This is a genomic window from Bittarella massiliensis (ex Durand et al. 2017), from assembly GCF_009876955.1.
GTDB lineage: Bacteria > Bacillota > Clostridia > Oscillospirales > Ruminococcaceae > Bittarella > Bittarella massiliensis.
Genome location: NZ_WWVY01000003.1, coordinates 233,067 through 246,221 on the forward strand (window position 1 = coordinate 233,067; position 13,155 = coordinate 246,221).

Below are 13,155 nucleotides of genomic sequence, written 5' to 3' on the forward strand. Positions count from 1 at the left end.
CCAGCCGAGTTCAAATTGAATAATGTTGCTTGTTCTATCCTGTTGTTCTTCCCGATTTCCACCGGCTGAATTGGTCGGCGGGTCGGGACCAGGGATATAACATAAATTTGGAGATGTACCCAAGCGGTTGAAGGGTCCGCACTCGAAATGCGGTAGGTCGGCTCAAAACCGGCGCGAGAGTTCGAATCTCTCCATCTCCGCCATGAGGTCTGCCAGCGAAAAGCTGGTAGACCTCTTTCCTTTTTATGGAGAAACCGCCGATAGGTTTTGCAGCATGGGCGCCACAATGTCCTGCTCAATGGCTGCGGCGGATTGTTTTTTCGTGGCATATTGCAGATGCCCGTAAATATCCACCGTTGTTGAAATCTCACTGTGTCCCAGCCATTCTTTTACCTGTTCCATCGGAACACCGTTGGCCAGCAAAAGCGAGGCACAGGTATGGCGAAGATCGTGGAAACGAATGTGCCGTAAATTGTTCTTGGCAAGCAACTTCCCAAAGGTCGAGGACACATAGTTGGGTTTAATGAGATTGCCAATCACATCGACACAGACATATCCCAGATATTCTTTGTTGTAGGCGCGCCCGCACAGCTTGCGATTTTCTTCCTGCTGTTTCTTGGCCTCCAGCAACCGTTCTTTCAAAAAAGGAATCAATGGATAAGTCCGCAGACTGGATTTGTTCTTTGCCTTGTCCTTCTTAATCGTGACCCGCTCTCCCTTTACATTGCAGGTTGTTACCGTATGCCGAATGGAGAAGCAGTTATGGTTGAAGTCAAAGGCACTCCATTTCAAACCGATAACCTCACTGCGGCGCAGGCCGTAAAAAGCAGTCAGTAGAACTACCAGCTCGATCTTATGCCCCTTGATAACTTCAAACAGATTCAGGACTTCCGAATCCAGGTAGTAGTCACCCTTGAAGGGTTCAGGCTTGGAAATGATAATCCGGTCAGCCGGATTGCTTGGAATCAGATTTTTGTCAACCGCATAATTCAACGCCCCATGAATCAGAGCGTGGTAATGTTTAACGGTGGTCGGCTTGACCCGTTCCAATTCTTTCTCATAAAAAGCGAGAATATCTTGTTTGGTAAGGTCACAAAGGGCGACAGGATGCTCTCGGAAATACGGGGCGATGGGGTTGTTAAGCTGTTGTTCGTATCCCGAATAGGTCGAGAGTTCAATGGGCTTGCTGTCCATCACCCGTCCGGTAGCAGACTTGTACTTGTACTCAAGCCACTGGTACAGGAAATCCACAAAGGAAATCGCTGCGGATGACGGGCCAGACGGAGAAGCCGACTGCTGTGAGGCCGTAGCCTCCTGAAGCAGCTTTTCCGTCCATTCTTTTCGGATGGTGGGAAGCATATTGTTTGCCCAGGTCTTATTGCCCTTGACTTTCTTATGGGTGGGAATCCATTTGGGCTTTCTCTTACCGTTTTCATCGGTAAGGTTTAGAACCCAATAGAGATACCCTTTTTTCTCGGCCACATGGCCGGAGATTAGTTTGCTGTTTTCTTGCAGGTGTACCGCTGGCATACTGATCTGTTCCTCCTTTTGCGGTATTGAGTTCACCTACCAATGACACCTTTATTGTATCATCGGACAGAACAAAACTCCAGGTAAATCCGCGTCAGAATTGTTAACTTTCTGCGTCTATCCGGTGAAGATCGACACCATAGCCTGCTACTCCGCAAAAGTGGAGCAGGTGATTTTCAAATAACGAAGAATGTGGGCTTTGGGGATGCGGTAAGCCCGTCCAATTTTAAGGTACTCAATTTTCCCATCTTTAAGTAACTTGTACCCGGTTTTTGTACTGACGCCAAGCGCCTCACACATTTGACCAATGTCCATCACATCCGGGTAGTCTTTTAACATCAATCGGTAGGCATCTCTGGGAGAGAGTAGGCCGCCGTCATTTTCATACATTGTGAGTCCTCCTTTCGTTGGGGTATCCTATGCCGATGCTGATTGCCAGGGCTGCATCTACCTCCAGCATTTTTTCTTTACTGATACGCCCAATGTAACCACGGAGCCGCTTCCGGTCTATTGTCCGCAGTTGTTCCAACAGAAGCAGAGAGGTAGGCGCAAGCCCCGGCACATTCTCAAGTAGGATATGGGTAGGCAGACTGTTCTTCGCTTTTCTGCTGGTGATGGCTGCTGCAACAACGGTAGGACTAAAGTGATTCCCCACATCATTTTGGATAACAAGGACAGGGCGGATGCCGCCTTGCTCGGAGCCGACCACCGGGTTCAGGTCTGCATAGAACAGATCGCCACGCCGGATAGCCTTTCGCATAAACTGACCTCCTGAATATTAAGTAAGCCGGAAAACGGGGCAGGCCATAAGACCTGCCCCATTTCCGGCGAAATACAAAATCCGATTTGTTTTCTTGTTATGTGCCATTTGTCCTTGACACCCCGCACATATTGGGAAGTCATCAGTGACCGGCAGCGAACCGGCCCACGGGAATCTCACCCCTCCGAGGATCTCTCCGAGCTGCCCCCATTGCGTGATCCTGCAACCAGATGGTTTCCAAATGTTATGGACTACTCTGATCTTAAGCAGGGCTGTGGCTGGACAGGAGTACCATTATGCCCCTTTCCGGTCATGGCCGCGCCGGGTGCTGCCCGGTTTTTACAGGCTGCCGTTACTCGCTCATACAGGACAGGATTGTATGCAAGACCAATTATGATAATCAGGTGGGATCTGCTCATCATGTCCGTATATCATGGCGCGGCCCCTGAATCGGCTTTAGCTCTTCGAGCTGGAAAGGGGGGATGTTACTGATGAATGAGTATGCGGTTGTCAAGGTACAGGTGAAAGAAGAACACTCGAAAGAATGCCTTTCACCTATCGTCCTGAAACCGCAGGGGTGTCAACCCTGTGCCGCAAAATATTTTTTAAGTTTGGCAATCGCCAGGTTTATGGACTTGGCAACGGCTTGATGGCTTGTCCCTTCCATGCGACCGATCTGCCGGGTAGAGAGTCCCTGAAAAACATGAAGCCGGAATCGCCGTTTCTGAACCTCGGTCAAAGCGCCCACTGTAAAAAGCTGCTCCAGGGCTTTCCAGGCATACTTGCGGTTCTGTATGTCAACAACTCGTTCTTCCCATTCTTCATCCAGAGCGCGAGTGGCACAATGCTCCGTTTCCTCCAAACCGTGGATCGAAACATCCTTGCGGGTCTGGGCGCTCTCTGCCCGATCCTGCTCATAGTAAATTTGATCGGACAGGGCTTTCAGCTCTGCAAAGTCATGTTCCGTTTTGTCAGGGTTCTCCTTCAGATAATCCTCCAGTGTGATTTCTATGATTTCGTTATGAAAGCGATAAACGATATTTGGGCTGTTTTTGTTTATCGCATAGTCGCTTTTGCGATAATTTTGCACCTCTGTTACCTCCGATTTGTTTTTTGTGGAAAACAAATCGGAAGTGGTGGTGCTCGACACCAGTGACCAAGTAGTCGAGAACAAATCAAAAAGCGGCCGAATCTGTAACTCAGTACAAATTCGACCGCTCCAAGTCGTTTATTAAAAAGTCCGCAGAAAAAGCATCTTTTGGCAGGTGGAGGCTTTTCGCTTTTAGAACAATACTCCCGGCCACCATACTTCCATATAAAGATGATTTTCTTTGTCTTGTAAGCCGTGTGTCGTGGTGCGTAAAGACAGCGGAACAGCATAATGCGCTTCTTGAGGTATTGCATAGTGCATCAGACTCCTGTCCATACAAACGGACGGCACACCGGCAGCATCACTCCCTTTCTTAATTCAAATATATGTATTTCTACCGACAGGTCAATGCTGCCGAGCCGAAATAAACCTATTCAGTTTAAGATCAACTCTGCATTGTCCGGTCATCAGCGATTATTCTTTTTTATGCGGATAAAGTCAGTAATCACAAGTATCAAACCGATTATTCCAATCGCAACTATTACATAGCTTTCATGTAAAATTCCATGAAAGCCAAGAAAGCCACTAAATCCGGTTAAATGGACACCGTTTCCGGTCATTCCCGAAATAGGAAAACGAACAGAAAGTCGCCATAATACAAATATAATCAGCGCCGATATTCCAAACAAACTTCCTCCAAGCCACGTTCTCCATGACATTCGCTTGTTTCCTTTCAATGCAGATTCTTGTGGTGGGGTCGGCTCGGTAATATTGTCCTTTAACAAATAGTCAGTAGATACCTTAAAACATTCACTTAATGAGACGATTTTTTCCAGTTCAGGGGATGCCAAGCCGTTCTCCCATTTTGTGATGGCCTGCCTTGATACTCCTATTTTTTCTGCGAGTTTCTCCTGGGACAGTCCCATCTTTTTTCGTTCCCTTTGAATCTTTTCGGGTAACTTCATAGTGAACCTCCTCACTTTCATTCTATTTTTTCTGTGGTAGCCACTCTACCACCCCACCTATGTCAATTCGGCAACCAGTGGTAGCAATAAAAAAATTATGAAATATTGCAGAAAAGCTCACCGAAACGGTGAGCTTTTCTGCGATAATCAATATTGTGGGTAGCTGCCTATTTTGGTTCTTCCCACAGATGCCCACACATTTTCATAGAGAGAATCTATCCTTCGTTTTTCCCAATCGCATCCGCTAATTGACCACTGACGGCATCTATGTAGAGATATACCCCGTCCCGATCACAGTGGTACAGGTTAGAGTAGCTTGTGCTCTCATTCGGGCTGATGGGGTTGGGCTCTACCACTTCAGTGGCCTCCAACAGACCGACTCCTGACTTTGCAGCAGCAGAAAGTGCTTTTTTCAGCACAGCAATCTGTCCATTGCTCCAAAGCCCCTCCAGATCGTCAAGGACTTTTGGGTCCTGCTCCATGTCTTTGAGAAGTTGTATAACTTGATCTGGAGACAGATATACACCGGAGCAATAGTTTTCGATGATTCGGTTCTGCATGGGGTTTGGAAAGGAAACAGGAGTGATTTGTTCCCATGAGGTGAAGTACCGCGCATATTCTGGCTTTTGTTCCACCAGGAACGAAAAGGCACTACCTCTGGTGTAATAATAATCTCGGAAAAAACCTTGGATTACTGCAATATAGAAGCCGTGGCTTTTGTCAAACAGCTCGTCAGCTTCCGTTTCAGCCCCAACCCGCAAGGTATTCAGATATTTTTCGGCATAGAAATCCTCCATCCCATACTGCGCGGCAAGGGCCAGCACTTTTTCCTCCTGTCCCTGCTGTATCCAGGTTAAGGGAGTAAAATACCATTCCCGCATTTCCTCTGGTGAAATCGGGTGAAAACTCACATCGTATCCCACTGAATCCGTCCTTTCACTCCCACTCAAAAGGCTCTTTTAAGTGGTGTTTTTCCATGATTTGCTTTTCTAAAGCGAAATAGGCATCCATATCCTCTGGCTGCGCTGGAATACCCTTGTCCCCCCACCAATAACCGTTCCCATAGTAGGAAAACATAGCCCAGTAATAAGGCAGGTCATGGCTGAATATCGCCACATCCATGGCATTGTCCACTGGCGCTGCCAACGGTGAGCGTTCCACTATCTGGGAGGCTTCCTCATAAGAGATCCCCACCAGCTCCACCAGCAGGTGCTTCACCAGTTCGCAGAAGCTGTACTGGTTGAATATGACCTGACCATCCTCATCTTTGAACACAAGTCCATCACGCAACACTTTTGGGACAATACCTCCTTCTTCATCGCTCAGAACATAATCCAAATCTCTGCATGATCCCTAACAGCACCTCAGCTTCACGAATCTCCTCATTGAGTAGGTCATCATAGTCATGTTCCAGCTGCTCAGCCCGGTCAGAAATCCAGCTAAACTGCTCCTGCGCCTGAACATACTGCTGATGGACGAACTGATATTCACCCAAAAGGCAGCGCGTTTGAGTTTCGCTGACGGTATCTCTGTTTTGACAGGCAAGCGCCGACAACAAACTTTCCAGGGCTTTTTCCTCAAGTCCTCTTGATAACTGCATTTCTGCTTTTTGAAGATACAACTGTGTTGTCATTTGAGTAGCCTCCCGTCAATCCCACCAGAAGTACCAAACAGTGGACTGCCGCAGCACATCGGCCAGAGCGCCCACGGTGGCGTCCTCCGGCCCCTGGTCAATCACATCGGGACAGAAGCCATACAGTTCCACTGCTGCATCCATAGCCTTCTCCTCGGAAACGGGAGCCGGGAGCAGGAACTCCAACTCGTCGTGGCTCATGGCAGCGGGCACCGCCCCATGCTGTTCAAACCAGTATTTCGCAACTGCCATTAACTCTGGCGTGTTAGGACATTCATTCCAGCCACCAAAGGGCAGATAGGCAAAAATCTCCCAAGGATTCTTCACGGGGATTTTAGCCAGAATGAGAGGATAGGTCATATTATTATCGGAGTTCCAGTAGCTTGAAAAACGACGGTTATCATATCCGCCCTCCATCTCGCCCAGGATTTCCTCATCCCAGTCCATATCGTCATCCTCGGCTTCTTCCTTGCGCTGCCCAATCATTTCCTCCAGGACTGCCTTACTGTTCTCGACAGGGGCGGAGAGCATTTTCTTCCGGTATTCGGCGACTTTGTCCGGGTCGAAAGCAAAGTCGTCCTCGCCATCGCTGTCCGGGTCAGAATTCATAATCAGGCATTCCCACAGGATTTCGTCATCCGCCTTAATCAGAACCGGCACAAAGCCCTCTTTGACACTTTCCCGTTTGGCATAGTTATATGCCGACATGATGGGGTCATCATCCGTCATTGAGGGGAAATAGGTACATTCACAGTCCAGATATTCCATCATGGCTTCCGCAAGGTCTGAAGGCTCCAGACTGGCCTCATCGAAACTCTGTCCCTGCCAGTTGGCGAACCGCTTTTCCATGACTTTTGCCATAGCCTGATAATAGTTTTCATCAAATGGGATGAACAGATAGGCTTCATCCTGGAACTTATCGGAATAATATTGCTCTGAACCGAAATATTCCAAAGCATAGTTATCAATGTCGCTGGGGAAGTACGGGCTGTCCGCCTCGCCATAGTAATATCCAGCAAAGGCTGCGCCCTCCTTGTTGAACAGCGCCCCAAAGAGCTGTCCTTTCAGCTGGTCCCGGATAAAACCACGCAGATCGGCGCGGCTCAGATCTGCCATAAACGGCTGCACCTGCTCCCAGTACCGCTCCATGAATTCTGCGCTCATCAGATCATGCTCCATGCACCAGCGCAGATAGATTGCCATGTGGTTGTAGGCATTGATCTCGTCCACCGGCAGGCCCTTTTCCTGAATGGATTCCAGGTGCCAGGCAGCATCGTCCATATCGCCGGTGAACTCCTCCTCTGCAAGCGTTCCTCTGGTGATGGCATTCTGGCGGGTGGGATTGACCACAAAACTGATGCCTGCCATCTTTTCGAGCAGAGCGTCTGCGTCGTGCTCCATCTTATACTCCATCTCATTATGATAGAGCGGGATCACCTGATAGAAGTTGACCTCCTCGCCGCTCGGCAAAGTGCAGACTTCGCCGCCTTCCTCCACGCCCTGGGGACCGGTCAGAATAGCGGCTTTGAGCTTCGTGTCCTCTGCAAACGGCGACTGCTTGTCCATTGTGTGGCCAAAGCCCAGCCAGGTATCGTTAGAAATGGGCAGGCGGGCCAACACTTTCAAGAGACCAATAGGCCAGTACCACCGCTCATCCTTCAGGGATTCCTCATCCAGTTTCCAATCCGACGGCAGAGCGATGGCCAGCTCTGCTCGCTCCAGCTTGTATTCCGCCAGTTCCTCCGGCACATTCATCCGGTGAGCACCCATACCCATCGTCACCAGTGTGTAATAGTCCCGCTCCTCAGAGGGAGGAACAACGCAGATGTCCACATGGATGTCAGTGGAAACCAGTTCATGGAACACATTCCCAAACTCACCAAAGGTGTTTTTGATGTGCTGCTCTATCGCAGACATCTCATCTTCCGAATAAACCTCCGGCTCACTGTTTTTTCTTGAGGACCAGAAGGCATCCGCCTTCGTACCGTCCGGGTTCAGGAAAATCTGAAAATATTGATCCTCTCCAGGCTGTTGATAGACAAGACCAATGCGGCGCAGCTGATCCACAAACACACCTGTTAGAATGCCCTCTGGTTCTTCTTCAGGGGTGTGGGTCAGCCATTCGCCGCTGTCCAGCCGTTCCTTTAGCTGCCGCAGCCAGTCGGTTCCCATCTTGGAGAGTCCAGCTTCGTTCATACGGAAGGAAAGCTCCACAAGATGTTCCTTCACCGGGTATTGGAATTCACAGCAGGGGGAATTTTTCTGATAGCCATACCGTTCTGGGCAGAACAACTCGTAAAATTCGGCAAGTCCTGCTTCGTCCACCCGAATGCAGGCTATGGCGCATTGTTTATCATCCGCATCTTCGTCCAGTCCCCGCTGGAGCGTTTGATCAGCATCGGGATTGATCCAATGATATTCCATCTGCTCCAGGGTGGCTCCGGCTTTGATCTCTTTTTTTAAGGTCAGGAACTCATAATCTCCCGGTTCCAGTTTTAATCCTTGCTTGACGGCATCCAGCGCACCGGATTTATCGCCAAAATGCGCCCGCAGCTTGCCCAGATGGAGCCAGATCCAGGGGTAGTCCGGCTCCTCCTGAGCGCCCCGCTCCGCATATTCCAGTGCTTCTTCCAGCCTGCCGCAATACATCAACGCCACAGAATACCGGTAGTACCAGGTAGCGCAGCCCGTGGCGTTTTTCTCCGAATCCTTCATCCATTCCGCAGCGCGGTAGTAGTGGATGTAATCGTCCAGGTTAAGGCAGGCAAAGGCATACCAGAGGGCAATCTGCAAATCCTGATGAGCCTGTTTTTCGCTGAATCGTCCTTCTTCTACGCCGCTTTTGATAAAATCCTCCAGCCAGCCGAGCATTTTCTCAAAGTAACCGGTGGTTCCTTCATCAAAGGATTCCAGTGTTTCAATATCCTCTGCCGAGAGCAGGGAGCCAGTTTCCTCATAAATATCAGGCTCCGGTTCTTTCTCGTCCAGTAGCGGCACACCGCCCACATCCCGCCGAAATGCGTGGAAGTGAGCATAGGGCAGGTCGCTTCCCTCAAAGAATGCCTGTGCCGCTGTTAGTACAGCGGGCAGATCCCAGGCGATAAAATCCAGATACCCACAATACAGACCAGTGGCCCCACCCAGGAAGGTCACGGCTTCCTCTCCTGCATCCCGTAGGATGGCATCCCGCAGGTTATCCCGGAAATCCAGAATAGCTTTCACTCGTTCCTCACCGGTAAAACCGGACAGCGGGTACAGGAGGAATCCAGCGGCAATGCCATCCTTGTGGTACTCATCCACCATATCACTGCGGGCAGTCAGGTAGTCGTTGATGAGCACCGGCAGGCGGCAGCTTCCAGTATAAACATCCAGCCGCCAGTCAGCCTCCGGGTCCTCCACCGGTTCCAGTTCATAGGCAAGATAACTGTTTTCCAGGTAGTCGCTGCCATCCCGCCAGAGAGAAAGCCCCATGCTTTGCAGCAACTCCGGCAGTTCGGAAAGCAGCTTGGCCGGTTCGTCTTTCGGTTGAGCATAAACATCAAACCCAGCAACAAAGGCGATAGCGGAAACTTCTCCGATGGTTTGATCCACCAGCATAGAGAGTGCCCACCAGACCTTGTCTGTGTCCTCTTTCAAGATCGGGGTCAGCTTTTCACAGTAAAGGACCAGACTTACCTGATGATCCTCTGTTTCCTCTGCCCACATCTGCACATCCTCAGCCCGAACTTCAATCTCTCCAGCTCGCAGCTCGAACCCCTCACAGGGCTGGCGGCCTACCCAGATATTCCAATGCTCAAGCACCGATTCTGGGGCCTGCTTCTGGAAGTACACCAACGGGAACAGGCGGGAGCGAAGCCTCTCTGGACTGAGGATCAATTCATGCTTTTCGCCATTGAAGCCCAGCTCGAAGGAAGTATCACGCAGGGCCGTCTTGAGTGCATTCCCGCATTTTTCAACCAGTTCTTCGCCGCGCTGGTGTGTTTCGTCCGTATCTATGATTTGACGCAGTTCTGCCTCAATCTGAGAAAAGGCTGCCCATGCTTCCTGCGTCCTTTCACGGAAGTTCTTTTCAAAGCGGGGCAGGGACAAACGACGGCGGCAATCGTTTATGTACTCCTGAGTATCTTTGTCTCCGGGGCGGGCTTTCAGGGCCTTTTCAAAGTAACGCAGGGCGGGGCCTTCCTCATCCAGACAGTAATAGGCCAAAGCGATTCGATAATTCCAGCAGTGATCTTCGGCAAAATACTCCTCATGGGGAGCCAGAAGTTCCAGCGCCTTTTCAAAGGGCTCCCGTTCTCCTATATGTGCAACGGCAATATATGCCTTGGCCAATTCGCTGTCCAGTTCCGGGGTGCGCTCCTCGGCAGGAATCGCTTCCAGGGTGTCGATTACCTTCTGCGCTTCATCCTGTTCAAACCATTGCTGGCATTGTTTCAATAAATCCATATCATGATCTCCTTTTCCATCTTCGGTAGGGATAGGTTTCACTAATAAGCAGAGCTTGTAATTTCAAAGCTAAAATTCATATCTGCATTTATGGTGGCTTCTTCATTTGTGGCTGGTTGTATCACAAACTCAAATGTAGGTTCATAGTCCCCGTCCTGCAAGGTTTCTCCACCCAAAATCTCGATATGATACCAGCCATTTGCAAGCTCAATCATCGGCTTCTTATGCACTCTATAGTAAGAAATCAGATCTTTCACCTTTTCAGGCGTAAACTGTTCCAATATTGGCCATGTAAAAAGCATCAGCATATTATGATCTACTTTGAGGGAATAGCCACTTTTTCTAAGCTGCAATCGGTTTCTTTCTTTGCACAGCTCCGGTCTATCACCAGAGAGATTGAACAATATGGTATAGGGATAGTTTTCAATACCGGTCATTGGGATTACAATTCCTTCGGCAAATATCCTGTCGCCGCTTTCGTTTGTGGTAAACTCCATCGCTAAATCATCTGAAAGATGATTTGCCTGCTTCCAGTCCTCCAGCAACAAAATGTCACCAAGGAGAAAATAATTAACAAGATCGTTTAATACTTCCGTAAACCTATATATCATCCATTATGCCTCCCTTACAATCCCACGCGCTGCCAGCCGTTCAGCCGCTCCTGCACTGCGTCAATCATCCAACCCTCGCCCACGCGCTTCATGAGAAAGCGGCGGTCAAAGCCGGTATTTTTCTCTCTGGTGTAGATGTAGAGCTTGTTTTTAGTGATCTGCTCCGCGTCAAGGAATTCTTCCCCGTTGTAGGTGCCCTGGGCGCTGTATGAGAGGGCCAGAGGCAGATAGCCCGGACGGGGCTTTTCGCTCACATACTTCTCCCAGATCGCCAGCAGGCGGGGCACAGCCTCGGCATCTTCAAACCCAACCTGATCCATGTACTGCTCCCATTCTGTCATTTCGGCAAAGAAAGCGGACAACACATTGCGGCATTCCGACGCTGCCTGCTCATCCAGCTGGACGGGCTTTTTGGCCTTTTCCCGCTGGAGCTGGGAGAAGTGTTCCATCTGCTCCTTGGTAAATTGCACATGGGCCACCGGATGGATGTAGTTGTTGCCGGCGACAGCCAGTAGTCCATCATAAGTAACAGCAGTGTGGTCGATCCAGATGTGGGAGAGTTTGGGGATGGAGGCTGCTCGAAGCAGACCGGCATCCTCCAGCTTGGTGTGGTCAAGGGCCAGTAGATCCAGCTTACAGCTTTGCAGGGCGGACAAGCCGCTTCCGTCGATCCCGGCATTCCCGGTCAGCAGCAGATAGCGCAGCTTGGGCATGGCGGAAAAAAAGGGGAAACAGGCGTCGGTGAGGGCGCCGTTCTCCACGCCGAAGTTGACCATACTTTTATGCCCGGCAAAGGGGGCAAGCAGTTCATCCGTCACCGGATACCCTTTCACATGGAAGCCCACCAGGGTGTAACCGGCCAACCGCTCCATGATCTCTGCGGTCAGCTTCGGGACTTCAAATTGTTTCTCTCTATCTAAGGCCAGGACACCATTTTCCCAATCCGCTGTCCGCGCCCGTTTTGGCCATTCCATAGCTTTCCTCCTTACTCCTGTGCTCAATCTGCTAACATTTCATGGGGAAATCTCTTTTCAAATATCCCAGTCTATGAAATCTTCACGGTTCAATACAAAGTGCTGATACAGGCACTTCAAATTTTCCTGTTCATCCCGTGAGAGCTTCGCCCCGTTTTCATACTGTAAAGTGTCGGCATACAGGATAAAGCCATCCACTTTTCCTGATGAAGCCCGAAACTCACCGTTTCCAATAATAGCAACATCGCCACATACAAATGTAACCGAAGAAGTGGTATGGATTTTCATAATTGCTTTGATCATGACTTCCTCCAAAAATCACATCATTGTGTACTTTGCTCATTTGGATTGTCTTTAGCGGGCTCCAATGCCGATGAATCGCACCTGCACAACGCAGCTTCGACCTTACAGATTGCGGATATATGCTTGATTTTCCAGAAACTTTTCCAACGAAATCTGCTGCTTTTCGTACATCAATCCCCAGCGGTCAAGAGAGTTTTCCAGCGGGGCGGTTCCGGTATCAAGACCGGAATAGATCAAGAGCGGCAGTTCTTTCAGCCTGTCTTTTGTCTGCTGAAAGCTGCTGTCGCCAAAATGCTGTTTTAGAAACACCAGAGCCTTTTTGGTGTCGGAAATCCCGGTTACAATCAGGCGGATGTAGTGATAGGGATATGCTGTTTCATATTCCTGCGTTTTGGGTACATCCAAAACGCTTTCGAGAAAATCTTCCAAACAATCAAAGGCAGGCTGAAAGTCCCAAGTTCCGGCGCCATGTTCTGCCCAGAACACGGCTGTATCGTTCCGTCGCAGGTCCAGGCAGTATGGATCACCAGCATCAGACGCAATCACCACAAGATGCTCGTCCCAATTTTTAATTACCTTTTGTTCCACAGGATTATAGGCGTATCCCTCCTGGCCCTTCACAAGGGTATCCAGTCCCCACAGTTCCAGGGCCTCATAGGTATCATTGCTCCACACGGTTCGCAGTCCACAGCAGCGCTCCAACAGCATCCAATAGTCTGCCGGAAGTTCCCAGCGTCTGCGGATCTGGCTCTTATACTGCTTGGACATGGCTTGCTCCATCGCAGGTATATCAATTTGTCTTAATAGCTCGTCCAATAATTGCTCCAATCGGCTTTTCATCAA

At 49.7% G+C, this 13,155-nt stretch carries 13 protein-coding genes and 1 tRNA gene; 1 reads left to right on the forward strand and 13 read right to left on the reverse strand.

Annotated elements, in window-relative coordinates:
* The first annotated feature begins 109 nt into the window (after nt 1-109).
* Nucleotides 110-203 (forward strand) — tRNA-Ser (locus GT748_RS04970).
* Between the two features lie 40 nt (nt 204-243).
* On the opposite strand, the gene GT748_RS04975 is transcribed toward GT748_RS04970, so the two are convergent.
* The 13 genes from GT748_RS04975 to GT748_RS05035 all read right to left on the reverse strand — a co-directional run bounded on the left by GT748_RS04975 (nt 244) and on the right by GT748_RS05035 (nt 13,152).
* Entirely contained in the window at nt 244-1,530 is a 1,287-nt protein-coding gene (locus tag GT748_RS04975; protein WP_025543821.1) for a tyrosine-type recombinase/integrase, read from the reverse strand.
* 147 nt (nt 1,531-1,677) lie between these two features.
* Complete coding sequence (locus GT748_RS04980; RefSeq protein WP_006354177.1) at nt 1,678-1,920, reverse strand: helix-turn-helix domain-containing protein; 243 nt, start codon at nt 1,918-1,920, stop codon at nt 1,678-1,680.
* The gene (locus tag GT748_RS04985; RefSeq protein WP_006354176.1) at nt 1,913-2,290 is read right to left on the reverse strand and encodes a type II toxin-antitoxin system PemK/MazF family toxin; all 378 of its coding nucleotides are present in this window, start codon (nt 2,288-2,290) and stop codon (nt 1,913-1,915) included. The genes GT748_RS04980 and GT748_RS04985 overlap by 8 nt, the downstream gene beginning before the upstream one ends.
* Nucleotides 2,291-2,870: 580 nt before the next feature.
* Complete coding sequence (locus GT748_RS04990) at nt 2,871-3,380, reverse strand: sigma-70 family RNA polymerase sigma factor (protein WP_025543820.1); 510 nt, start codon at nt 3,378-3,380, stop codon at nt 2,871-2,873.
* A gap of 467 nt (nt 3,381-3,847) precedes the next feature.
* On the reverse strand, nt 3,848-4,345 hold the full coding sequence (locus GT748_RS04995) for a helix-turn-helix domain-containing protein (RefSeq protein ID WP_206671252.1): 498 nt from the start codon (nt 4,343-4,345) through the stop codon (nt 3,848-3,850).
* A gap of 215 nt (nt 4,346-4,560) precedes the next feature.
* A complete protein-coding gene (locus GT748_RS05000) occupies nt 4,561-5,268 on the reverse strand; it encodes a hypothetical protein (RefSeq protein ID WP_154238269.1) in 708 nt (235 codons plus the stop codon).
* Nucleotides 5,269-5,281: 13 nt separating this feature from the next.
* Nucleotides 5,282-5,683, reverse strand: a complete 402-nt coding sequence (locus GT748_RS05005; protein WP_206671251.1) for a hypothetical protein — start codon at nt 5,681-5,683, stop codon at nt 5,282-5,284.
* Complete coding sequence (locus GT748_RS05010; RefSeq protein ID WP_087180046.1) at nt 5,661-5,978, reverse strand: hypothetical protein; 318 nt, start codon at nt 5,976-5,978, stop codon at nt 5,661-5,663. The genes GT748_RS05005 and GT748_RS05010 overlap by 23 nt, the downstream gene beginning before the upstream one ends.
* Before the next feature lie 15 nt (nt 5,979-5,993).
* Nucleotides 5,994-10,424: a suppressor of fused domain protein gene (locus GT748_RS05015; RefSeq protein ID WP_154238268.1), complete on the reverse strand. Its 4,431-nt coding sequence runs from the start codon at nt 10,422-10,424 to the stop codon at nt 5,994-5,996.
* 41 nt (nt 10,425-10,465) lie between these two features.
* Complete coding sequence (locus GT748_RS05020; protein ID WP_005928002.1) at nt 10,466-11,035, reverse strand: hypothetical protein; 570 nt, start codon at nt 11,033-11,035, stop codon at nt 10,466-10,468.
* Nucleotides 11,036-11,049: 14 nt separating this feature from the next.
* Entirely contained in the window at nt 11,050-12,009 is a 960-nt protein-coding gene (locus GT748_RS05025; protein WP_154238267.1) for an NTF2 fold immunity protein, read from the reverse strand.
* Between the two features lie 57 nt (nt 12,010-12,066).
* Nucleotides 12,067-12,312, reverse strand: coding sequence for a hypothetical protein (locus GT748_RS05030; protein WP_154238266.1), 246 nt, complete (start codon nt 12,310-12,312; stop codon nt 12,067-12,069).
* Between the two features lie 102 nt (nt 12,313-12,414).
* Nucleotides 12,415-13,152, reverse strand: coding sequence for an SMI1/KNR4 family protein (locus tag GT748_RS05035; protein WP_154238265.1), 738 nt, complete (start codon nt 13,150-13,152; stop codon nt 12,415-12,417).
* Between the last annotated feature and the right edge of the window lie 3 nt (nt 13,153-13,155).